Genomic DNA, 22,996 nt, shown 5'->3' with positions numbered 1-22,996 from the left:
CCCGGCCCCGGCGGCGGCGGCCCCCCCCGCGCGCCCCCCGGCGCCGACCGCCGCGACGCGGCCCGCGGCGGCGACCGTGCAGCGGCCGGGCCGGGCCAGGAGATCCTCTGCGGCATCGAGGTGCGTACGGGCCGCGACCAGGTCCTCCTCGAGACGGCGGCGGTGGCGGGCCAGCACGGCCCTGGCCTCTCGGGGAGCGGCGAGGACGGTGACCAGGTCCGACACGGGAAGCCCTGCCTGGCGCAGGCTCGCGACCAGCCGAGCGGTGTGGACCTGGGTCGAGGTGTACCAGCGGTACCCCGTCGCGGGATCGACGTGGGAGGGCCGGAGCACGCCGGCCGCGTCATAGAACCGGAGCGCTGTCACGGGCAGGCCGCCGGCGCGGGAGAGGGCGCCGATGCTGAGCAGGTCGTCGGGCATGCGCACACTGTGGACCCTCGACCCGCACGAGGGTCAAGCGGAGCGGCCGGACCAGGCCGCGCAGGCCACGAGTCCCGCTGCCGTCACGCCGAGCGCCCAGTGCGGCGACGTGTGCTCGGCCAGCGTGCCGAGGACCGTGCTCGTGACCATGACGGGCACGAGCTGCACGAGCCCCACCAGTGCCTGGACACGCGCGAGGTGCGTCCGAGGTGCGCTGCCGAGGACGAGCGGCGCGATCCGCGCGACGAACCTCCCGTTCCCGAATCCGAAGACCAGGGCGCCGAGCACGGTGACCTCCGTGGCGGCCGAACCGCCGAGCAGCGTCCCGGCAGCGATAACGAGCGCCCCTCCCGCACTCACGGCGAGCCCGGTGGCAGCCGACCCCGGTCGAGACCGACATCCGACCTGCAGAGCACGGGAGCGATCTGCCGGGTCGGTGGTCCCGGGCGCGATCTTCCTGCTCCGGGCCGCGAGGAGGGCTGCGCAGATCGCCCCGACGCCGACGGCTCCGGCGACCAGGCCCGTCGTCGCGGGGCCCCACCCGGAGGACCGGCCGAGCAGCGGCACGAGGAGCGACGGGACGGGGAGGATCAGGGCCGCGCCCGCTCCGGTGAGCGCTAGCGCGCTGCTCAGTTCCGGGGTGCGGGCGACGATGCGGAAGCCGCCGACGAGATCGAGTCGTGCGGGGCCCGCCACACCGGCGAGCGAAGGGTCGGGTGCAGCTCCGGACAGCTCCCGGACGGCGATGAGGACGCACAGCGAGACGCCGAACGTCACCGTGGTGCCCCAGGCGACGGCGGAGAGCCCCACGGCGCCCACGACCAGGCCGCTCAGAGGTGCTGCGGTCAGGAGCACCACCTGGACCAGGCCCTGGCGGAGCGCGAGCGCGCGGGTGAGCTGGTCGTCAGCGACGAGGCGTCGGGGCATGGACCCCGTCGCGGGCAGGCAGAACGCGGTGACCGTTCCGAGTGCGAGCGCGGTGGTGAGGAGCAGCCACGTCGGGGTGCCGATCTGCGCGAGCGCGAGCGCGAGGATCGCGGTCAGCGTGAGCAGCGCCGATTCACCGATGATCAAGATGCGCCGCGCCCCGACACGGTCGGCGACCGCGCCACCCACGATCAGCAGGACGAGGCGAGGTAACCCGCTGAGGGCGAGCATCAGGGCAGCCGTCGTGCCCCCGAGCCCGGCAGCGGCCCAGCCGAGCGCGAACGCGAGCACGGCGTCGCCGAGCTGCGAGACGGTCACCCCGGAGAGCCAGGCGAGGTAGGGGTGGGGGAGCGCCCGTGCGGGGGCGTTGGTCGTAGCCATGGCCGCACTTTCGTGCCTCGACCGGGTCGAGGGTCAAGGAACCCAACGGTCGGCGGTTCCGACCGGGGGGACAATAGGAGACAGCAATGTCTGCCGAGATAGAGGAGTCCAAAGTGCCCCAGGGAACTGTCCGATGGTTCGACGCCGACCGAGGCTTCGGCTTCATCGACCTCGGGAACGACGCCGAGGACCTGTTCGTGCACGCGTCGGAGATCGTCGGAGACGACGGAACGAGACTGCTCCGGGAGGGGCAGATCGTCGAGTTCGAGATGGGCGAGGGCGACCGCGGCCCGCAGGCGCGTCGTGTCCGTGTCACCGGCGACCGGGCGGCAGACGCGCCCCTGGGCGTGCTGGGCACCGTCACCTGGTACGAGCCGACCAAGGGCTACGGCTTCGTCACGCCCGACGGCGGCGGCGCCGAGATCTTCGTGCACAGCTCAGCCATCGTCGGTGGCGGTGTGGTCTCTGAGGGGCAGCGGGTGGCGTTCCTCGTCGTCGACGGGGAGAAGGGGCCGCAGGCGGACCACCTGCTGCCGCTCGCGGCCGAGGCCGCACGGCCCGCGTCGGACGGCGCCGACGGCACCGTGTCCTGGTACGACGAGGTCAAGGGCTTCGGGTTCGTCGCGCCCGACTCGGGTGGCGGCGACGTCTTCGTCCACGTCAGCGCGCTCGGCTCGGGACTGACCGAGCTCTCCGAGGGCGATCGTGTGACGTACGACGTCGTCGACGGTGACAAGGGCCCCAACGCCCGCAACGTGCAGCTCGCACGCGGCGGCACGCGCGGCGCAGACCGCGGCCGGTCGAACGGCCCCGGGTCGTCCGGCGGGCCCGTGCGCGGCGGCGAGGGCACGGTCGCTCGCTATGACGAGGAGCGCGGCTTCGGCTTCATCACCCCTGACGACGGGGGCCTGGACCTGTTCGTGCACGTATCGGTCGTGCGGGGTGACGAGGTCCTGGAGGAGGGCGACCGGGTCCGGTACAAGGTGCGCCAGAGCGACCGGGGACCGCAGGCCGACGCCGTCGAGCTGGCCTGAGCGAGGGGCGGGCGCCGCGAGCGAGGGGATGAGCTGCTCCAGGCGACCGGCCCCCTCGAACGGCCACGGCGACCACCTCTCGCCGTGGCCGTTCGCGTGCGACACGATCTGCGTCGCCTCCTGGGCGAGCCGTTCGACCCTGGGAATACCCCGCCCTCACCCAAGGTTGAGCCTAGTGGACTCAAGTTCACGCCACCGCCGCTTGCGCAGCGGCACGGACCGGCATAACTTGAGTGAGGACGACTCAACCGGCGGCCGGGTGGCGACACCCGCCGGGCAGGGGAAGGCCTCGACGTGCGCGCCACGCGCGCCGTCGGGCAGGGAACCGCCACGGGCTGCCGATCGAACGACACACACGTAGCAGCACACAGCAACACAACGGAGGCACGAACATGGCACGAGCGGTCGGAATCGACCTGGGCACCACCAACTCGGTGGTCGCCGTCCTCGAGGGTGGGGAGCCCACCGTCATCGCGAACGCCGAGGGCGCTCGCACGACCCCGTCGGTCGTCGCGTTCTCGAAGACCGGCGAGGTCCTCGTCGGCGAGATCGCCAAGCGTCAGGCGGTCACCAACGTCGACCGCACCATCACGTCGGTCAAGCGCCACATGGGCACCGACTGGTCGGTCGAGATCGACGACAAGAAGTACAGCGCGCAGGAGATCTCCGCGCGCGTGCTCGGCAAGCTGAAGCGCGACGCCGAGGAGTACCTGGGCGAGCCCGTCACCGACGCGGTCATCACCGTCCCGGCGTACTTCAACGACGCCGAGCGCCAGGCGACCAAGGACGCCGGGCAGATCGCGGGCCTCAACGTCCTGCGCATCGTCAACGAGCCCACCGCTGCCGCTCTGGCCTACGGCCTGGAGAAGGGCAAGGAGGACGAGCTCATCCTCGTCTTCGACCTCGGTGGTGGAACGTTCGACGTCTCCCTCCTCGAGGTGGGCAAGGACGAGGACGACTTCTCGACCATCCAGGTCCGCGCGACCTCGGGCGACAACCGCCTCGGTGGTGACGACTGGGACAACCGCATCGTCGAGCACCTCATCGCGCAGGTGAAGAACAGCTCGGGCGTCGACCTGTCCAAGGACAAGATCGCGCTCCAGCGTCTGCGTGAGGCCGCCGAGCAGGCGAAGAAGGAGCTCTCGTCCGCGACGAGCACCAACATCTCCATGCAGTACCTCTCGATGAGCGAGAACGGCCCCATCCACCTGGACGAGAAGCTCACGCGCGCTCAGTTCCAGCAGATGACGCAGGACCTCATCGACCGGACCAAGGCGCCGTTCCACGCCGTCATCCGTGACGCCGGCATCTCGGTCAACGACATCGACCACATCGTGCTCGTGGGTGGTTCCACCCGCATGCCCGCCGTGACCGAGGTCGTCAAGGAGCTCACGGGCGGCAAGGAGCCCAACAAGAGCGTCAACCCGGACGAGGTCGTGGCCGTCGGTGCCGCGCTGCAGGCCGGTGTCATCAAGGGCGAGCGCAAGGACGTCCTCCTGATCGACGTCACCCCGCTGTCCCTGGGCATCGAGACCAAGGGTGGCGTGATGACCAAGCTCATCGAGCGCAACACGGCCATCCCGACCAAGCGCAGCGAGGTCTTCTCGACCGCCGAGGACAACCAGCCGTCGGTGCTGATCCAGGTCTTCCAGGGTGAGCGCGAGTTCGCCCGCGACAACAAGCCGCTGGGCACGTTCGAGCTCACGGGCATCGCCCCGGCACCGCGCGGCCTGCCGCAGATCGAGGTCACCTTCGACATCGACGCGAACGGCATCGTCCACGTCGGCGCCAAGGACCGCGGCACCGGCAAGGAGCAGAAGATGACCATCACCGGTGGCTCCGCGCTGCCGAAGGAGGACATCGACCGCATGGTCAAGGAGGCCGAGGAGCACGCGGCCGAGGACAAGAAGCGTCGCGAGGAGGCGGAGAACCGCAACCAGGCCGAGGCGTTCGTGTACTCGACCGAGAAGCTCGTCGCGGAGAACAAGGAGAAGCTCCCCGCTGAGGTCGTCACCGAGGTCGAGGCCGACATCGCGTCGGTCAAGACGGCGCTCGAGGGCACCGACGCGGAGGCCGTGAAGTCGGCCCACGAGAAGCTCCTGGCCTCGAGCCAGAAGATCGGCGAGGCGCTCTACGCCGCTGCCGAGCAGGAGCAGGCCGCGGGCAACCAGGGTGCTGCCGACGCTGACGCGGCTGCGGCCGCCGGTGCGCCGTTCGCGCCCGACGAGGACATCGTCGACGCGGAGATCGTGGACGAGGACGACAAGAAGTGACGAGCGACGCCCAGGGCCCCGAGGAGCTCGGCTCCGAGGACCAGCCCTTCCACTTCACCGACAAGCGCAAGGTGACCCCGGAGGGGCAGCCCAAGGAGGCTGCCCCCCAGGGGGCCGGCTCGGCGGGGGACGACGCGGAGACCGACCCGCTGGCGGGGCTCGACTTCGAGCCCACCGGCGAGGCCGGGGACGACGCAGCGCTCCTCGCTGCGCAGTCCGAGGCGGCGGCTCACCTCGACGCCCTCCAGCGTGAGCGGGCCAGCTTCACCAACTACCGCAACCGGTCGCTGCGTGACCAGGAGGCCGCGCGCGTCAAGGGCGTCGAGGACGTCCTGGCCGCGCTCCTGCCGGTCCTCGACGACATCGACCGGGCCCGCCAGCACGGCGAGCTCGACGGGCCGTTCGTCGCGATCTCCGAGAAGCTCGACGCGAGCCTCGCGAAGTTCGGCATCGAGCGGTACGGCGTCGTGGGCGAGGAGTTCGACCCGAACGTCCACGAGGCGCTCATGCACCAGGTGGACCCGGAGGCCACGTCGGCCACGGTCAACATGGTCATCGAGCCGGGCTACCGGATCGGCGAGAAGGTCGTGCGCGCAGCGCGCGTCTCGGTCGTCGGACCGGAGTAGGACGGTCGTGGGGGGGGGGGGGCCAGGCCGGGAGAGCAGGTCCCCGGACCTGATGCACCACTGAACGACAGAACGAGCGAACGACTGAAAGAACACCAAGACTTCATCCATCAGACGACCACCGGCCCCCGGCCGGTGACACCACGAGAGGAGGCGCCTTGACCGGTCAGGACTGGATCGAGAAGGACTTCTACGCCGCGCTCGGCGTCCCCAAGGATGCCGACGACGCCGCGATCAAGAAGGCGTACCGCAAGCTGGCCCGCACCTACCACCCCGACCAGAACCAGGGTGACGCCAAGGCCGAGGCGAAGTTCAAGGAGATCGGCGAGGCCTACGCGGTCCTCTCCGACGCCGAGCAGCGCCAGCAGTACGACGCGATCCGTGCCATGGCCGGCGGGGGCGCCCGCTTCTCCGCAGGAGCCGGCGGGCCCGCCGGCGGGGCCGGAGGCTTCGAGGACATCTTCGGCGGCATGTTCGGCGGCGGTGGTGGCGGGGGAGGCCGCGTGCGGTACTCCACGCAGACCGGTGGAGGCGGAGGCTTCGAGGACATCCTCGGGTCGATGTTCGGCGGCGGAGGAGCCCAGACGGGCTTCCGCCCCAACGCGGCCCGGCCGCAGCCCGGGGCCGACGTGCACTCGTCCGCGACGCTCGGGTTCCGGCCCGCCGTCGAGGGCGCGACCGTCACCGTCTCGACCGAAGGACGCACCGTCACGGCCCGCATCCCGGCCGGGGTGCGCGACGGCCAGAAGATCCGCCTGCGCGGCAAGGGCCGCCCGGGCGTCGCGGGCGGAGCGCCCGGCGACCTGGTCATCACGGTGCACGTCACGCCGCACCCCGTGTTCTCGGTCGACGACAAGCACAACCTGCGGCTCACGGTCCCCGTGACGTTCGCCGAGGCCGCCCTCGGCGCGACCATCGAGGTCCCGACGCTCGACGGCAAGCCCGTCAAGGTCAAGGTCCCCGCGGGCACGCCGTCCGGCCGCACGCTGCGGGTCAAGGGCAAGGGCGTCCAGGCGGCCAAGGCCACGGGCGACCTGCTCGTCACGATCCAGGTCGTCGTGCCGCAGAAGCTCACGAAGGCCGCCAAGGAGGCGGTCGAGCAGCTCGCGGCCGCGACCGACGGCGAGAACGACGTGCGCTCCGACCTGTTCGGACGCGCCGCGGAGTAGCAGGAACCGAGCGCGACGAGGCCCGCGAGGGCCTCGCCGCGCTCCATCCCTCGAGAGCAGAATGGTGAGAGGAGGACGCATGGTCAGGAGAGATCCCGGAGCGGCGACGGCGCAGGTGCCGTTCAACGCGTACGACGACGCCCCCGTGCTCGCCATCTCGCAGGCCGCGGCGCTCGCCGGCATGCACCCGCAGACGCTGCGCCAGTACGACCGGCTGGGACTCGTGACCCCGCGTCGCACCATGGGGCGTGGGCGTCGGTACTCGCAGCGCGACGTCGCCAAACTCCTCGAGGTCCAGCGGCTCTCCCAGGAGGAGGGCATCAACCTCGCGGCCATCCGTCGCATCCTCGCGCTCGAGGAGCAGGTCGACCAGCTCGAGTCCCGGCTCGACGCGCTCTCGGCACGCCTCGAGGGTGGACGGGTCTTCGCCGCCGGGGTCAGTGGTGACGTGGTCATGGTCCCGCGCGGCCGGCGGGTCCGACGGGGCAGTCCGGAGGACGCCGGGCGCGCCGTCGCAGGGCAGGGAACGGAGACCCGTGCGCTGGTGCTGTGGCGTCCTGGGCGCGGGGACTGAGCCACGTCAGGGTGCGTGCCGGAACGGGTGAAATACCAGCGGTCGGCAATTCCGTGGACATTTACGTGAGGTCTGCGTGACGTAAAAACGGCGGAATTCCGCCGAAGTGAGTGAGGCCTTGCTTCCTATACAAGGGCTGCGACGAGGAATACCGTGAAGGAAAAGCACGGTTGGACGTCCCGCCCCTTCGAGCAAGGAGAAGTCCCATGAGCAGCCTGATGGAGTTGCCCCAGGTCGTCGAGTGTTCGATCGACGGCTGCGGATACAACCACGAGCACGGGTGCCACGCCGGTGCCGTGACGATCGCCGCCCACGGCGGCGAGGCCGAGTGCGCCACGTTCATCCCGCTCACGGCCAAGGGTGGCCTCGAGAAGGTCATCGCCCACGTCGGCGCCTGCCAGCGCGGGGAGTGCGCCCACAACGAGGCGCTCGAGTGCAACGCCTCCTCGATCCGCGTCGGAGCCGGCCCCCTGGGTGCCGACCACGCGGACTGCCTCACCTACGCTCCTCGCTGAGCGAGCCTGAACCCTCGCGCGGATCCCCCTCTCGCGCGATTCCCCCTCGACGCCCCGCTCGTCCCTCGCCGGACGCCGGGGCGTCGAGGCGTCTACGGGACCTGGCGGCGCGTGCGCGATCCGTCGAGGGGCCAGGTCAGCGCCCGAGCGCCTGGAGCAACGACGTGGCTCCCGCGTGAGCCGTCGGGAGCGGCTCGACCCAGACGCGCGGAGGTCGTCGGAGCACGGCGGTCACGCCGTAGGAGAGCGCGGTGCGCTCGATCCGGTGCCGGAGCTCGGCGCGCAGCGGCTCGAGGTCCGCGCTGCGCTCGCACAGCGCGGCGTAGACGCCCGCACCGAGCGTCGCGACCGGATGGCCCGTACCGAAGACCTCGGTGAAGATCTTGCCCATCGCGGCTGCCCGGGCGATCCGCTGCCACCCGTCGAGCCGGTCGACCGCGACGTCCACGAGCAGCAGGCAGTGTGTGCGGGACGCGGGCCGGCCGCTGCGCTCGCCCGCACCGTACGTCTCGCGCAGGCGTTGCACGAGGTACTCGGGGGTGGCCAGACCCGACCGCGGGTCGGTCGTGAGCGGAACCAGGAGGCTCGGCTCGTTGCCCCGGACCCAACCGGTGCTCAGGGCGCGCAGGGTGTCGAGCCCGGGCTCGGTGCCCCAGGCGCGGAACAGGCAGGCGAGATCGTCGATCGTCTCGCCCATGCTGATGCCGACGTGACCCCGAGCCTCACCGAGCCGGTCGGCGGCAGGCGCCGTAGGGAGCCCGTCCGTCAGAGCCTCGGCAAGAGCCTCCACCGCAGGGTGGTACCAGTCGCCGGGGCGCAGCCAGACGGAGTCCATGCTCGCCGCCTGCCACTCGGCGAGCAGCGAGTCGACGGCTGGCTGGGGGTAGCCAGGTCGTAGGTCCATACCGATGAGACCCCTCAGGCCGACACTCATGACGCGAAACCGACCGTGCATTTTGGTTTCATCCGCTCGGAGTCCCGGACCGTCCGCGAGAACCGTCGCGACGAGGAGTGGACAACCCGGGCAAACTGCCCGTGAGACGTTGAAAACACTGGGCTTCGTGACGTCTACTATGAGCGAGAGGAGCCTCAACTGCACGAGGCGCAGTCAGGGGCGAGGTAATGACCCAGGTCGAGACGTACGCGGACGGCGCGTCGACGAGCGACGCCGAGCTGATCACCGCCGTGCGCGGTGGCGACTACTCCGCGTTCGGTGCGCTCTACGAGCGGCACGCGGTGGCCGCTCGTACTGTGGCGCGCCAGTACGTCCACTCGTCCTCCGACGCGGACGACGTGGTCTCCGAGGCGTTCGCCAAGGTCCTCGGCATCCTGCAGACCGGCGGCGGGCCCGACGTCACGTTCCGGGCCTACCTCTTCACGGTCGTGCGCCGACTGTCGTACGACCTGGTCAACGGCGTCCGGCGCACCCAGCCCACCGACGACGTCGAGACCTTCGAGACCGCGTTCGGCCCCATGGCCTCCACCGAGGACCCGACGCTGCAGGGCTTCGAGCGGTCGATCGTGACCAAGGCCTACCAGGGCCTGCCCGAGCGCTGGCAGGCGGTGCTCTGGTACACCGAGGTCGAGGAGATGAACCCGGCCCAGATCGCGCCCTTGCTCGGGCTGTCGGCCAACGGGGTCTCCGCCCTCGCCTACCGTGCGCGCGAAGGACTGCGTCAGGCCTACCTCCAGCAGCACCTGACGGGCGCGACGAGCGAGGGGTGCGAGGTCGTCAACCCGCTGCTCGGCTCCTACGTCCGAGGCGGCCTGGCGAAGCGTGAGAACGCCAAGGTCGACGCTCACCTCGAGGGCTGCGGTGAGTGTCGTGCCCTGGTGCTCGAGCTCGGCGACGTCTCGCACGGCATGCGTGCGGTGATCGCGCCCCTGGTGTTCGGGGTCGCGGGGCTCGGGCTCGTCGGGCACGCACTGCCCCTCGCCGGTGGAGGTGCGGTCGCCGGCGGCGCGACCGGTGCCGGTGCCTCGGGAGGAGCCTCCGGAACGGCAGCGGGCACCTCCGGTGGTGGTGCGGCGGCCGGCGGCAGCGGTGCTGCGGGGGCGGCAGGAGGAGGAGCGACGGCGGCCGGTGCGGCCGGTGGATCCGCCGCAGCAGGCACGGGAGCGGGCGGGGTCGCGGGAGCGGCGGCCGCCGTCGGTGCGACCGGTGCCGCGGCCTCGGGGGCCACCGTCGCGGGCGCGACGGGCCTCGCCGCCTTCATCGCGGCTTCACCGCTGGTCGCAGCCGCGGTGGGCGTCGTGGCTGTCGCCGCCGTGGGCGTCGGCGTGATCGCCGCGAACGGCGGCTTCTCTTCCGACACCCCGCCCAGCGCGGACGCGAGCCCCGACCCGTCGCAGTCGCCGACCGACACGCCGTCCGGTTCTCCCACCACCACGCCCACGGCGCCGAGTGCCGACCCCACGTCTCCTGCCAACCTGACCCCCCTCGAGGGGGACGCGGCCGGATCGACACCGACCACCTCGGGTGGCGCCGGCGGATCCGGGCCGGGGGCCGGAGGCGCGGGCGCCGGGAGCGATACCGGGAACGGGCAGACCTCCCCGGGGACGGTGAACCCGGTGGATCCCGTCGATCCCGTCGATCCTGTCGACCCGGTGGACCCCGCGCCGGCCTCGCTCGACCTGGCCTTCGCCCCGCTCCAGCTCGCTCCCCGTGACCCGGAGGACCTGACGCTCACGGCGTCGAACACCGGCGGGACGTCCGCCGAGGAGGTCGTCGTCGACGTCACGTTGCCGGCCAACGTCTCGGTCGTGAGCTCCGCGGTCGTCGCCGGGCGGGGAGTGGTGCCCGTCCTGAAGACCGCGGCGCTCCCGTGCGGCGCGTCCGTTCCCCAGGGGGACGGCACCTCGCTGGTGACCTGCTCGGTCGGCGTGCTGGCGCCAGGAGAGAAGAAGGAGCTCGTCGTCACGGTCCAGGCGTCACGAGGCGGGACGTACAGCTTCGGCGGCTCGGTCCACGGCAAGGGCCTCGCGCCGGTCAAGAAGACCTACGCGCCTTCTCCGGTGCAGTCCTACGGCGCCGAGGTGGACCTTGCGTCTCCCACCGTGGGAGACGTGCTCAACCCCGGGGCTTCGGCGGTGCGGCTCACGGCTCGCAACACCGGCGACGTCGACGCCCAGGGGCTCACGTTCTCGGTGGGGAACCTCCCGTCGGGCAGCTCAGCCCGCGCCCTGACACCTGGATGGGTCTGCGAGCCCGACGGATCGTCGGCGCGCTGCTCGGTGACCGGCGCAGGCGGACTCCCGGCGCCGGACGCGAGCGCGAGTGCCGGACCGGCCGTCGTGCTCGACGTGCAGCTGGTCGCCGACGGCGAGGCCGCGGCGTCCACGACCGGTCTGACGTTCGCGGCCTCGGCGAGCTCCGACGGGAGGTCGGTCCAGGACTCCGCGAGCGCGACGCTCCGGGTCGGCTCCCCGTGGGCCGGTGCGGAAGACACGATCCCCTCGGGGACCGGCGCGGTTCCCCAGTGCGTCGGCGTCGGCGCGAGCACGGCCTCGATCGCTCTCGCGGGTGTCACCAACACGACCGCGTACGACGACCTCCGGGTGCGTCTCGACGCCGTCGGCTCGACGTCTCCCGTCGTCGGGCTGACTCGTGGCGCGACGACCGACCTCCGGCTGGACGACGGGTACCGCTTCCCCGGGGGCTCGGCGAACCTGACCCTCGTGACCACCGTCGCGGGCGCCGAGTACACCCGTGAGGTCAAGGCGGGTGCCTTCGAGGCCCTCGACTGCTACCGGGTCCCGGACAGCGACTGGCTGGCCACCGCGACGGTCACCACGGAGAACGTGGGGGGCGCCGTCCGCCTCACCGGTTCCGCGACCAACACGTCGTCGACCCCGCTCGACGTGCGGATGCTCGCTCCGGAAGGGCTGGGGGACGTCAAGCCGTCGACCGAGCCCCCGCTCGCGCCAGGCGCGACGGGCACGTTCACGATCGACACCGGGCGCACGGAGGTCGCGGCCGGGAAGGTCACCTTCCACCAGAGCCGCCGGGTCGAGGACGTCGACCCAGGTGACGCCAAGACGTACACGCACACCACGGACGCTGAGTTCGCCAAGGCGGTGGTTGCTCCGAAGGCCTCGCAGCCGTCGCTGGGTGCGTGCCGTTTCGATCCGGTGACGCGGGCGTCGGTGTTCGACGTGGTGCTCGGGTTCGACAACTCGGGTTCGACGCTCCCGGTGGTGTTCGGGGTCGTGGGTCACGAGGGGCTGCGCACGGAGGTGGGTGCGGGCGAGAAGGTGAGCGTGACGGCGTCGGGCCTGGTGCAAGGGTTGGGTGCGCACGAGCTCACGGTGGCGACCGATGGTCGCTCGGCGGGTTCGTTCACCGTCCAGGGTGAGAGCTGCTACGTGCCGTCGTGGTCGCAGGAGTTCTCGGTCGCGTCGCAGAACGTGGGTGGTGCCGTCCGGCTCGTGGGGACGTTGACCAACACGACGGCCGAGGCCATGGACGTGCGCATGCTCGCTCCGGCGGGCCTGGGCGACGTCAAGGACTCGGACAAGCTCACGCTCGCGCCGGGTGCCACGGGCACGTTCACGATCGACACGGGCAGGGCCCAGGTCCCGGCGGGCGAGGTCACCTTCCGCCAGTACCGCTGGGTCACCGAGGTCGGCGCACCGGGCAAGGGGTTCACGCAGAACCAGCCCGTACCGTTCGCCGCCGCGTCGCTCGCCCCGAAGAGCCTCCCACCCGTCGTCGGCCAGTGCGTGTTCGACCCGGACGCGCACGCCTCGTCGGCCCCCGTGACCCTCACGTTCGACAACTCGGGCTCGACGCTCCCCGTGCAGTTCACCGTGGCGGGTCGCGACGACCTCGCCCGGACGGTCGCCGCCGGGCAGACCGAGACGGTCCGGACGAGCGTCGGTGCCCAGGGCGCGACGTTCACCGTCCTGGCCGACGGCGTCCAGGTCGCGAACCACGCCGTGCCGGGAGTGTCCTGCTACGTGCCCGACTGGACGGTCAAGGCCTCCGCGACCTCCGCGGTCGTCGACCGCACGGTCCGCCTGACGGGCCGCCTGACCAACTCCTCGAACGAGTCGATGCAGGTCTCGATGGCCACCCCGTACGGCACCGCCGGTGCGCCGGTCACGGTCGAGCCAGGGGCCACGGCCACGTTCACGCAGGACACGGGCAAGACCGAGGTCCCCGCGGGGAAGGTCGAGCTCCGGCAGTCGCGCACGGTCGACGGCAAGGAGCACACCAGCACCGCCACCGCAGGCTACGAGGCGGCACGCTACGTCCCGGTCGTGGTCAGCCCCGTCGTCGGTGCACCCACGGTCGGCGCGTGCTGGTTCGAGGACAACGAGCAGCGCTCCTACCAGCCCGTCACGTTCGTGTACGACAACACCGCGTCGACCCAGGCCGTGACGTTCCACATCGAGGGTTCGGCCGCGGTCGTCCGCGACTCGACCCGCACCGTGCAGCCCGGGACGAGCATCCAGGTCAAGGCGCCCAGCGCGGGCGAGGGCGGCGCGACCTACCGCGTCGTGACCGACGCGGGGACGTCGTGGACCTTCCAGGTCGCCGGGAAGTCGTGCCTGCCCGCCTGGCAGTACGGCCAGTTCTACGTCAAGGGCGACCGCGTCGTGAGCCACGGCACCAACTACGTCGCGACGGTCTCCCACCTCTCGCTCTTCACGCCGCACACCCTCCTGGGGCGCGCGACGTGGGACGCGGAGTAGACCGTCAGTCGCGAGGCCGCGCAGCCTGGGGCTCACCGGCCACCGGGACCGCGAGCGGTGCCAGGTGGTAGGACGCCAGGTCGGTCGCGGTCGTCGGTGCTCGCCCGTCGCCGAACGGTGAACCACCGAGCGCCTCGCGCCCGTGCGGGGTCAGCCATCCCGACAGGTCCGGGCCGTCGGGCACGATCCCGCTCGGGTTGAGCTGGGTGTGCACGCGGTAGTAGTGGTGCTTGATGTGGTCGAAGTTCACGGTGTCCCCGAACCCCGGCGTCTGGAACAGGTCCCGCACGTACGCCCACAGGACGCGGTCCTCGGTGATCTTGTTGCGGTTGGTCTTGAAGTGTCCGTGGTAGACCGCGTCGAAGCGCACGAGCGTCGTGAAGAGCCGGACGTCGGCCTCGGTGAGGTGGTCGCCCACCAGGTAGCGGCGTTCCGACAACCGGTCGGACAACCAGTCGAGCCGTTCGAAGAGGATCCCGAACGCCGTGTCGTACTTCTCCTGCGAGTCCGCGAACCCGGCCCGGTAGACCCCGTTGTTGACGTCGAGGTAGACCTTCTCGGCGATGTCGTCGATCTCGTCACGCCACGCCTCGGGGTACAGGTCCGGGGCGCCCGGTCGGTGGTAGGCGGTCCACTCGGTCGACAGGTCGAGCGTGATCTGCGGGTAGTCGTTGGTGACGAGCAGCCGGGACGGGACGTCGACGATCGCCGGCACGCTCACCCCGCCGTCGTCCTCGGGGTCGCGCGCGAGGTAGTGCTCGGCGAGGAAGTGCGACCCGAGCTCGGGGTCGATCCCGTCCCGGTCGAGCGTGAAGCGCCACGACCGCGAGTCCTGGATCGGGTCGACGATCCCCAGCGAGATCGCGCCCTCGAGCCCCAGCAGTCGCCGCACGATGATCGACCGGTGCGCCCACGGGCACGCGAGGCTCGCGACGAGCCGGTAGCGGCCGGGCTCGACGGGCCACCGGCCCTCGGCGTCGCCCTGGCCGCCGGGCTGCGAGGTGCTGCTCGCTGCGATCCGGTCGGTGAAGTGCGGGCCGCGGCGCTTCCAGCCGCGCGGGACGGGGTTCGATCCGGTCGCGTCGCTCATGCTCCGAACCTACGTCGCCGCCCGGTCGGACGCAGCGATCCGGGTCACGAGGCGGGTGTGACGTCCGTCCTGACGGGGCGCAGCCGGGACCCGACCACCCGGGACGTGCCGTCGTCGTGCACCTCGACGAGGACCGTGACCGTCTGCGAGACCGTCCACCCCGTCAGGCGCGCCCCGGCCGGGACGGTGCCGATCGTCCCGGTCGTGGGCGTCGGCGCCGTCCACCCGCCCGTGAGCACGACGCTCTGCGTGCACTCGACCGAGGCCATCGCGAAGATCCCCCGGGTGGACGAGGCCCAGGCCGGGGCGGGCTCCTCGAGCGTGCACGCGCGCTGCTCGGCCCCGGCGTCAGGAGTGAGGTCGGGCAGGAGGAAGCCCTGGGTGTGCGCGGTCGCGAGCTGGTCGGCGTCGGTCACGTCGAGCGTGGGGGCGGCCTGCCCGGTGCTCGCGTACGCGACCACGTCCAGGAGGGCGAGGTCGCCGCGGGCGCGCGCGTCGTCGTCGGGCACGACGGCGGAGCCGCCCGCGAGCGCGGGCTGCGGCAGGGCCACGGCCGGGTCGGTCGTCAGACGGTAGGTCAGGAGCCAGGGGGCGCCCTCGCCCGTGCGCGTGAAGAACGTCGACTCGACGTACTCGCCCGTGCTGGAGCCCACCGCCGTGTCGCCCGGCGCGCTCAGCGAGTAGAACCAGTCCGCGGTTCCCTGCTCCGGAGCGGCGAGAGTGCCCGCGGCCGAGGTGTAGGGCGCGACGGGAGCGGCGCCCTGCGCGGTCTGCGCGGCATAGGCGAACGTCGAGGCGCGCAGGCTCGGTCCCGTCTCGAGGAGCGCGAGGGCGGCCGCGTCCCGGGCCGCGTTCGCGGTGTTCCGTGCCGAGGTGAGTCCCGCGAAGAGCGCGTCGGCCTCGGCGCGGGTCGTGACGGGTTGACGCACGGGGACCGAGGGCGCGGCCGGTGCCGCGGTGGCTCCGGTGCACCCCGTCAGGAGCGCGAGCACGACGCCTGCGCCGAGGAGGCTGACGGAGCGTCGGGCGGGCGGCGGGAGCACGGGCACGGCGGAGAGGACCTCGCGGGGACGGAACGGATGAACCGGTCCATCCAACCCTGGCCGAGCGCCCCGACCAAACCGGCCCGTGACCTCCGTGTGGCTCCGCGCGCAGGAGCCGTGCTGCCGGGTCGCGCCGATCCCCCCACGGAATCACGTGCGCCCGACCCGGCAGCACCAGTCCTCAGGCAGCGTCCCCCGAGCCGCTGAGGACGACGTGGGTCTGCGGGTCGAACCGGTAGCCGAGCCCGCGGACGGTCGTGATGACGTGCTGGAGGCCGAGCTTCTCGCGCAGCCGTCGGACGTGGACGTCGATCGTGCGGCTGCCGTCGCGCACCGCGTCGGCTCCCCAGACCGTCGACAGGAGCTCCTCGCGGGTCACGACGCGGTGCGCCGAGCGGTAGAGGTGCGACAGGAGCTCGAACTCCTTGTACGTGAGGCGCTGGACCGAGCCGTCGACCGTGACCCGCCGACCGACCGGGTCGATCACCACGCGCGGGAACGGTGAGAGCGCCGCGAGGCGGTCGCGGAACGCGTTGACGTCGCCGAGCGGCGCCAGGTCCGGGGCCGGGGTGGGGATCTCGGCGCGGCGGGCCGCGCTGCGCTCGCGCACCTTGCGTCGGCCGTGGTCGACGAGCGGCTCGTGCGAGTCGGTCGCGGGCTCGGAGAGGGTCAGGGCCGTGTAGGTCTCGGCGGCCGGCAGCCATTCACGGGCGAGCTCGCCGAGGGCCTCGGCGAGCTCGACGAGCTCGGCCTGCGGGTGCTCGCCCGACGCCGCGTCGACCCCGACGTACAGGACGAACCCGGGGTGGTTGCGACGGTGTGCTGCGTGGGGCTGGGCGGACTTCTGGGTCAGCGTGGTCATGCGAGGCTCCAGGGGTCTTCCCGCTCGACGGCGGGGAGCCGGAGCGGCGCCGACGAGAGTCGGCAGGGTTGTCAGAGGGCTGAGCGAGTCAGGCCGGACAACAGACGCAGGAGGACATGCTGACGCTCGGGCGCCGGGTGGCGCCGCGGAAGCTCAGCGAGGGGATCACCAGGTGAGCATGGCAGCGACGGCGGGGGTCGCCAAGGGGGAGAGCCGAGAATCTCACAAGGTGAGACGCAAAAATGGGACGGACGTGATGTCGTCGGGCACCGCGGCGCAGGACGGGGCCCCCGGGTCCTCCCGGCGACCCCGCTCCGTGCGTACGGACGGTTCGGTCAGACAACCCCGTACAGGCGGTCGCCCGCGTCGCCCAGGCCGGGCACGATGTACGCCTTCTCGTTGAGACGCTCGTCCACCGCGGCCACGACGAGCTGGACGTCGACCCGGTCGCCGATCGCCTTCTCGAGGACCTCGATGCCCTCCGGGGCCGCGAGCAGGCACACTGCCGTCACGTCGCGGGCGCCGCGCTCGAACACGTAGTCGATCGCCGCGACGAGCGTCCCGCCGGTCGCGAGCATGGGGTCGAGCAGGAACACGTGGCGACCCGTCAGGTCGTCCGGGAGGCGGTTGGCGTACGTGACGGCCTCGAGCGTCTCCTCGTCGCGCTGCATCCCCAGGAAGCCCACCTCCGCGGTGGGCAGCAGGCGGGTCATGCCCTCGAGCATCCCCAGGCCCGCGCGCAGGATGGGGACGACGAGCGGGCGGGGCTCGGCGATGCGGACCCCGACCGTCGTGGTGACCGGGGTCTGGACCTCGTGGGGCTCGACCCGGACGTCCCGCGTCGCCTCGTAGGCCAGCAGGGTCACGAGCTCGTCCACCAGGAGGCGGAAGGTCGGGGAGGCGGTGTCCTTGTTGCGAAGGACGGTGAGCTTGTGGGCGACCAGCGGGTGGTCGGCGACGTGCAGGCGCATGGTTCGAGGGTACCGCCCGGTAGCCTCGGGAGCATGGTCCCCGACGACGTCGCCCCCACCGCAGAGCCCGGCCCGGGAACGCCCGGCCCCGTGGGGCTCGACCTCCCCTGGGCGACCGGCACGTTCCCACCCGACACGGTCGCGGCCCGTCGTGCCGTCTGGGACGAGCTCATGGGGCTCGCGCTGCACGAGGCGACCCACGCCCTCGCGTCGGGCGACGTGCCCATCGGGGCGCTCGTCGTCGGGCCCGACGGGCGTCTGCTCGGCCTCGGGCGCAACCGGCGCGAGGAGATCGGCGACCCCACGGCCCACGCCGAGGTGCTCGCGCTGCGCCAGGCCGCCGCGACCCTCGGCTCGTGGCGCCTCGAGGGGTGCACCCTCGTCGTGACGCTCGAGCCGTGCGCCATGTGCGCGGGAGCGACCACGCTCGCTCGGGTCGAGCGCCTCGTGCTGGGCGCGTGGGACCCCAAGGCGGGCGCGTGCGGCTCGGTGTGGGACATCGTGCGCGACCGCCGGAACCCCCACCGCGTCGAGGTGGTCGGCGGCATCCGCGACGTCGAGTGCGGCGATCTCATCCGGGAGTTCTTCGAGACGCAGCGCTGACGGTCCGGCGCCGCCGAGGCGTCGTCCTGACGGTCCCAGCTGCTGAACGGGGCCCGCGCGCCCCGCGAGCTTGCGCAATGCTGCCCGGGTGCCGCGAGGACCTCGCGGCTCGGCGTGCGGACGTCCGGGCGCCGTGGGGGACCGGTCCTGCGGGGGCGTCGGTGACGACGAGGCGGACGGTCGGACGGCAGGGGGATGTTCATGGAGTCTGCACGCTGGCTTTCGGTGGGCCTGGCGCTCGTCGCGGTGCTGGCCGGAGGGCCGGTCGCCGCAGCGTCGACGTCGGCTCCTCCGGACGAGGAGCTCGATCTCACGCAGGGCGTGGTGCTCGTCGACGGCGTCGAGGTCCCGGTGCGCGGCACCTTCGCGTATCCGTCCTTCGGCCTGGGGAGCGACCCCGTGATCCGGGGGATCGTGCACGGCGTCTACCGCCTGGAGGGCGCGACGGCGCTCTACTACTCGCTCACCGAGCCGACGCAGGGCATCGGGAGCGGGGGGACGAACGCCTTCCCGAGCGACCTCCAGGACCCGGGGCTCTACGACTACAACATGGCCACGGCGGTCGAGCTCCTGGACGTCGTCGGTCTGCAGGGATATCGACCGCTCGCCGTCGACGGACGAGCGTTGACGTCGGCGACGGGGGATCTTCAAGCCGAGCCGGGTGAGCTCGCGGTGGCCTTCGCGCTGTTCCCCGAGCTGCCCGACGGTGCGACGACCGTCGACGTCCGGATCGGACGGGACGTCGTCGCGGAGGTCCCCGTCGGTGACGGGGCTTTGACTCCGGTCGTCGAGGAGCCGGCCGTGCTGCTGGGCCAAGGATGGCCGGAGCTGCCGTCGAGCGACCGGATCGCGGCGGCGGGTACCGAAGGGACGGTCTTCGGGCTCTCTCGGCGGACGGCCGACGTCGAACAGGTCGCTCGGACGGAGGAGACGGTCGAGCAGGTCGCGGTGACGCTGGATGCGAACGTCGTGTTCGACAAGGCGTCTGCGGTGCTGTCCGCGGGCGCGCAGTCGACGCTCGCCGACGTCGCGGCCGACATCGCGGCCCGCGGGACCGGCGAGGTGGTCGTCACCGGGCACACCGACTCCGACGGCAGCGACACAGAAAACCAGACGCTCTCGGAGCAGCGGGCGGCGTCGGTCCTGGCGGCGCTCGAGCCGGCCGTCGGGGACGAGGTCACGCTCGCGGCCGTGGGGAAGGGCGAGTCCGAGCCCGTGGCGAGCAACTCCTCGGACGAGGGGCAGCAGGCGAACCGTCGGGTCACGGTCGTCTACTCGGTGCAGGAGGGGAAGCGATGACCGGCACGAGGACCAGGGGAGCGTGGGGTGGCCTGGTGGTCGCCCTGATGCTGCTGGGCGGGTGCTCGGGCGGCGCCGCGACCCCCGACGCGTCGGGGGACCCCTCGCAGACGACGACGGCCGAGGAGCCGGACTCCCCGCCCGAGGTCTCGGCGCAGGACATCGCTCAGGCGTCGACAGCAGCAGAGGACCTCCCTGTGCTGGGCACGGCCCGTGGAGACGTCTCCTTGGGTGGTGGCCGGACCGGATCCGTCGTCGTGGAGGTTCGTTCCGTCGATGCCTCTCCCGACAGGACCGTCGTGCGGTTCTCGCTCGCCGCGGGGGATGGTGGGGAGATCAGCCTCCACCCGTCCTCGTTGTCGGGCGAGCGATGGAGCTTCGACTACCTCGAGGGGTTCGCGGTCGTCGACCCGGAGACCCGGCAGCGACTCCTGAGCTTTCGGGAGTCGGGCCGCGAGGCGGGCGAGAGCGCCTTGCAGACCTGCTCGCTGAAGCCGAAGTCGCTCAGCGTCGAGGAGTTCCCGCAGACCTGCATCCTCCCGGCGCTCGATCCGGCGACGAAGTCGGTGACGATCGAGGTTCCCCGCCTGCCCGCGATCGAGGACGTGCCGGTCACCTGGCACCAGGAGGAGGAGTGAGTCACCAGGTCAGAGCCTGTCCGCGAGCTCCTCGAGGGTCTCGGACACCCCGGCCTCGAGCTTGATCGTGGCGAGCGGGTCGCCCCGGGTCGCGCCGCGGTTGACGATCACGACGGGCTTGTCGGTCTTCACGGCGTGCTTGACGAACCGCAGCCCGCTCATGACGGTCAGCGACGAGCCCGCGACGAGCAGCGCGTCGGCGGCGTCGACCATGGCGTAGGCCCGCTCGACCCGCTCGCGCGGCACGTTCTCACCGAAGTACACGATCTCCGGCTTGAGCATGCCGCCGCAGAACTCGCAGGCCGCGGGCACGAAGTGGGCGGTCGACTCGATGACCGCGTCCGCGTCGGGGGCGGTCTCGACGTCCTCGAGGTCGCCGATGCTCTCGAGGAAGTGGGGGTTGAGCTCGGTGAGGCGTTCGGCCAGGTGCTCGCGCGAGACGACGCGCGAGCACGACAGGCAGATCACGCGGTCGTAGCGCCCGTGCAGATCGATCACGTTGCGCGAGCCCGCGTCCTCGTGGAGCAGGTCGACGTTCTGCGTGATGATCCCTTCGAGGATGCCGCGCTCCTCGAGCCGGACAAGGGCCTTGTGCCCGCCGTTGGGGTGCGTGCGGTGCACCCGCTGCCAGCCGACGTGGTTCCGGGCCCAGTAGTGACGACGGAACGCCTCGTCCCCGACGAACTGCTGGTACGTCATGGGGTTGCGCGGGGGAGAGTCGGGGCCGCGGTAGTCGGGGATGCCCGAGTCGGTCGAGATGCCCGCGCCGGTCAGGGCGGTCAGCCGCTTGCCGCGCAGGAGGTGCAGGACGTCGTCGGTCGTCGGGGTCGTGTCAGGGGTCTCCGATAGCACCGTTCGAGCGTACGACGTGCGCCCGGAGACCGGGTGAATCTCCCGGACGGGCCTCGGTGGCGAGGAGTGTAAAACACCTGTTCATAGGGCAAAAGGGACATCGACGGGACCGGTAAGAAACTTATTGGTTAAGGGTCTTGGCAAAGGTTCTCAGCGCGGCTAATGTGCGAGGCGTCCGAACAAAGTTCCGGGCGTGCCCGGAGGAGAGCAACGAGGCCCTTCATGCAAGACACACCCACGCGCCGGCTCGCGCCGGTGGCGATCGCCGCAGCAGCGGTGCTCGCGGCATCCGTCCTGGTGGCCCCCGCTGCCCAGGCGGTCGCGCCCCAGTCCGTCGCTTCTGCCAAGCCCGCTGCGACGTCCGCAGGCCCCGACGACATCAACGGCTACCGCAGCGTCGGCTACCTCATGGCCGACAGCCCCGTCACGCGCGACTTCCACGTCGCGAACCTCGTGTCCTCGGGCGCGATCAAGGACCTGACCCACCTCAACTACGCGTTCGGCAACGTCACGACCGACCTCGTGTGCGACATCACGCAGGAGCCCGGCGAGGGCGACGCGCAGAACGACTTCCTGCGTCTCGTCCCCGCCAAGAACTCCGTCGACGGCAAGGCCGACAAGCCCGGCCAGGCGCTCGCGGGCAACTTCAACCAGCTCCGCAAGCTCAAGGCCGTCAGCCCGGACACCAAGATCCTCGTGTCGCTGGGCGGTTGGACCTGGTCGGACAACTTCTCCGAGGCGGCCTCGACGGCCGAGGGACGCACCAGGCTCGTGAACTCGTGCCTCGACATCTACATCAAGGGCAACCTGCCCCAGATCGGTGACAAGGGTGGCCCGGGCGCCGCCGCCGGCATCTTCGACGGCATCGACATCGACTGGGAGTGGCCCGTCACGGGTGGCGAGACCGCGAACGCGCGCCCCGAGGACAAGGAGAACTTCCTGCTCCTCATGGAGGAGTTCCGCTCGTCGCTCGACGCGCTGGGCGAGCAGGACGGGGAGGACTACCTGCTCACGGCTTTCGCGCCGGCCGGCGGCTGGAACGCGGGCCAGGGCGGCTGGCTCGACAAGCGCTTCTTCGCCTCGGTCGACTTCCTCAACGTCCAGGGCTACGACTTCCACGGCGGCTGGGTCCCGAACAAGACCGGGCACCAGGGCAACCTGCACCCCGACGGCACCGAGAACTGGGGCCTGGGCCTCGACGGTGCCATGGGCATGTACGTGAACGCCGGGGCGGACCCCCAGCAGCTCAACGCGGGTCTCGCGGCGTACGGCCACGGCTGGTACGGCGTCGAGGACGGCAGCGCGGGCTGGAAGCCGGCCGAGGGCTACGTCGGCACCAAGACGTACGCCGAGCTGCGCACGTTCGGCAAGGCGTTCTTCGACCCGACGATCGGTGCCTCGTGGCGCTACGACGGCGACCAGTGGTGGAGCTTCGACGACCCGGCCTCGGTCAACGCGAAGGCCGAGTGGCTCGCGGTCGAGGGGTACGGCGGGGCCATGTGGTGGGACCTCAGCGGTGACCACAAGAACGAGCTCGGTGGGACGCTCGGCTCGACCCTGCGGGTCTCCACGCCCGGACCCGGGGTCGACGCGCAGTGCGCCGCGCCGTGGTTCGCCTCGGGCGTCTACACCTCGGGCGACGTGGTCTCGCACGACGGCGCCGAGTACAAGGCCAGGTGGTGGACCCGCGGCACGGCTCCGGCCGCGACCTCGGGCAGCCCGTGGCAGAAGATCGGCCCGTGCGGCACGGCCCCCGTGGTCGAGGTCGTCACGTGCGCACCGGCGTTCTCGCTCGAGGCGACCTACACGGGCGGCGCCGTCGTGTCCCGTGCGGGTGTCAACCACACCGCCCAGTGGTGGACCCGTGGCGAGGTGCCCGGGAGCAACGTCTGGGGTGCGTGGGACGCTGGTCAGCCCTGCTCGGCCTGACCTGCGTGACGGCGGTCTGACCGCCGCTCTGCACCGCAGCACCGCGTCGTGGGCCGTTCCGTGACGCGGGGAGAGGGGTGCCGCACCGTCGGG

Annotated in this window: 19 protein-coding genes; 11 read left to right on the top strand and 8 right to left on the bottom strand. The window is 71.9% G+C overall.

Annotation, left to right across the window (positions count from 1 at the left end):
• Together H9641_RS15640 and H9641_RS15635 are read right to left on the bottom strand one after the other, a co-directional pair.
• On the bottom strand, positions 1 to 420 hold a 420-nt coding region (locus H9641_RS15640; RefSeq protein WP_191805356.1), incomplete at its 3' end, for a MerR family transcriptional regulator.
• 33 nt (positions 421 to 453) lie between these two features.
• Positions 454 to 1,728: an MFS transporter gene (locus tag H9641_RS15635; protein WP_191805355.1), complete on the bottom strand. Its 1,275-nt coding sequence runs from the start codon at positions 1,726 to 1,728 to the stop codon at positions 454 to 456.
• A gap of 113 nt (positions 1,729 to 1,841) precedes the next feature.
• Between H9641_RS15635 and H9641_RS20800 the strand changes: the two genes are divergently transcribed.
• From H9641_RS20800 to H9641_RS15605, 6 genes are all read left to right on the top strand, one after another.
• The gene (locus H9641_RS20800) at positions 1,842 to 2,762 is read left to right on the top strand and encodes a cold-shock protein (protein WP_191805365.1); all 921 of its coding nucleotides are present in this window, start codon (positions 1,842 to 1,844) and stop codon (positions 2,760 to 2,762) included.
• A gap of 392 nt (positions 2,763 to 3,154) precedes the next feature.
• Positions 3,155 to 5,035: a molecular chaperone DnaK gene (dnaK, locus tag H9641_RS15625; RefSeq protein ID WP_191805354.1), complete on the top strand. Its 1,881-nt coding sequence runs from the start codon at positions 3,155 to 3,157 to the stop codon at positions 5,033 to 5,035.
• A complete protein-coding gene (grpE, locus tag H9641_RS15620) occupies positions 5,032 to 5,661 on the top strand; it encodes a nucleotide exchange factor GrpE (protein ID WP_191805353.1) in 630 nt (209 codons plus the stop codon). The genes dnaK and grpE overlap by 4 nt, the downstream gene beginning before the upstream one ends.
• Positions 5,662 to 5,819: 158 nt before the next feature.
• Positions 5,820 to 6,830, top strand: a complete 1,011-nt coding sequence (locus H9641_RS15615; RefSeq protein WP_191805352.1) for a DnaJ C-terminal domain-containing protein — start codon at positions 5,820 to 5,822, stop codon at positions 6,828 to 6,830.
• Positions 6,831 to 6,909: 79 nt separating this feature from the next.
• Positions 6,910 to 7,404, top strand: coding sequence for a heat shock protein transcriptional repressor HspR (locus H9641_RS15610; RefSeq protein ID WP_191805351.1), 495 nt, complete (start codon positions 6,910 to 6,912; stop codon positions 7,402 to 7,404).
• A gap of 206 nt (positions 7,405 to 7,610) precedes the next feature.
• Positions 7,611 to 7,919, top strand: a complete 309-nt coding sequence (locus H9641_RS15605) for a DUF1540 domain-containing protein (RefSeq protein WP_191805350.1) — start codon at positions 7,611 to 7,613, stop codon at positions 7,917 to 7,919.
• Between the two features lie 136 nt (positions 7,920 to 8,055).
• On the opposite strand, the gene H9641_RS15600 is transcribed toward H9641_RS15605, so the two are convergent.
• Positions 8,056 to 8,823, bottom strand: a complete 768-nt coding sequence (locus H9641_RS15600) for a hypothetical protein (RefSeq protein ID WP_191805349.1) — start codon at positions 8,821 to 8,823, stop codon at positions 8,056 to 8,058.
• Between the two features lie 218 nt (positions 8,824 to 9,041).
• On the opposite strand from H9641_RS15600, the gene H9641_RS15595 reads away from it, so the two are divergent.
• Positions 9,042 to 13,616 (top strand): sigma-70 family RNA polymerase sigma factor, encoded by a 4,575-nt coding sequence (locus H9641_RS15595; RefSeq protein WP_191805348.1) that lies wholly within the window; start codon positions 9,042 to 9,044, stop codon positions 13,614 to 13,616.
• A 4-nt stretch (positions 13,617 to 13,620) separates the two neighbouring features.
• Here the strand turns inward: H9641_RS15595 and H9641_RS15590 are convergent, their stop codons facing one another.
• From H9641_RS15590 to upp, 4 genes are all read right to left on the bottom strand, one after another.
• A complete protein-coding gene (locus tag H9641_RS15590) occupies positions 13,621 to 14,706 on the bottom strand; it encodes a glutathione S-transferase family protein (protein WP_191805347.1) in 1,086 nt (361 codons plus the stop codon).
• Positions 14,707 to 14,750: 44 nt separating this feature from the next.
• A complete protein-coding gene (locus H9641_RS15585) occupies positions 14,751 to 15,755 on the bottom strand; it encodes a hypothetical protein (RefSeq protein WP_191805346.1) in 1,005 nt (334 codons plus the stop codon).
• A gap of 175 nt (positions 15,756 to 15,930) precedes the next feature.
• On the bottom strand, positions 15,931 to 16,611 hold the full coding sequence (locus H9641_RS20795; RefSeq protein WP_191805345.1) for a winged helix-turn-helix domain-containing protein: 681 nt from the start codon (positions 16,609 to 16,611) through the stop codon (positions 15,931 to 15,933).
• Positions 16,612 to 16,946: 335 nt separating this feature from the next.
• Positions 16,947 to 17,582, bottom strand: a complete 636-nt coding sequence (upp, locus tag H9641_RS15575; protein WP_191805344.1) for a uracil phosphoribosyltransferase — start codon at positions 17,580 to 17,582, stop codon at positions 16,947 to 16,949.
• A gap of 171 nt (positions 17,583 to 17,753) precedes the next feature.
• Between upp and H9641_RS15570 the strand changes: the two genes are divergently transcribed.
• The 3 genes from H9641_RS15570 to H9641_RS15560 all read left to right on the top strand — a co-directional run bounded on the left by H9641_RS15570 (position 17,754) and on the right by H9641_RS15560 (position 20,122).
• Complete coding sequence (locus tag H9641_RS15570; RefSeq protein ID WP_191805364.1) at positions 17,754 to 18,185, top strand: nucleoside deaminase; 432 nt, start codon at positions 17,754 to 17,756, stop codon at positions 18,183 to 18,185.
• Between the two features lie 201 nt (positions 18,186 to 18,386).
• Entirely contained in the window at positions 18,387 to 19,484 is a 1,098-nt protein-coding gene (locus H9641_RS15565; protein WP_191805343.1) for an OmpA family protein, read from the top strand.
• Positions 19,481 to 20,122: a hypothetical protein gene (locus H9641_RS15560; RefSeq protein ID WP_191805342.1), complete on the top strand. Its 642-nt coding sequence runs from the start codon at positions 19,481 to 19,483 to the stop codon at positions 20,120 to 20,122. Before H9641_RS15565 ends, H9641_RS15560 begins: the two co-directional genes overlap by 4 nt.
• Positions 20,123 to 20,131: 9 nt before the next feature.
• Here the strand turns inward: H9641_RS15560 and H9641_RS15555 are convergent, their stop codons facing one another.
• Positions 20,132 to 20,974, bottom strand: coding sequence for an NAD-dependent protein deacetylase (locus H9641_RS15555; protein ID WP_191805341.1), 843 nt, complete (start codon positions 20,972 to 20,974; stop codon positions 20,132 to 20,134).
• Between the two features lie 222 nt (positions 20,975 to 21,196).
• Here H9641_RS15555 and H9641_RS15550 point away from each other — a divergent pair, with 222 nt between their 5' ends.
• Positions 21,197 to 22,903, top strand: a complete 1,707-nt coding sequence (locus H9641_RS15550; protein ID WP_191805340.1) for a glycosyl hydrolase family 18 protein — start codon at positions 21,197 to 21,199, stop codon at positions 22,901 to 22,903.
• Positions 22,904 to 22,996 lie beyond the last annotated feature (93 nt).

It is taken from the genome of Oerskovia merdavium, from assembly GCF_014836755.1.
Taxonomy (GTDB): domain Bacteria; phylum Actinomycetota; class Actinomycetes; order Actinomycetales; family Cellulomonadaceae; genus Oerskovia; species Oerskovia merdavium.
The sequence above is the reverse complement of the archived record's forward strand: the minus strand, read 5'-3'. Positions and strand labels throughout refer to the sequence as shown.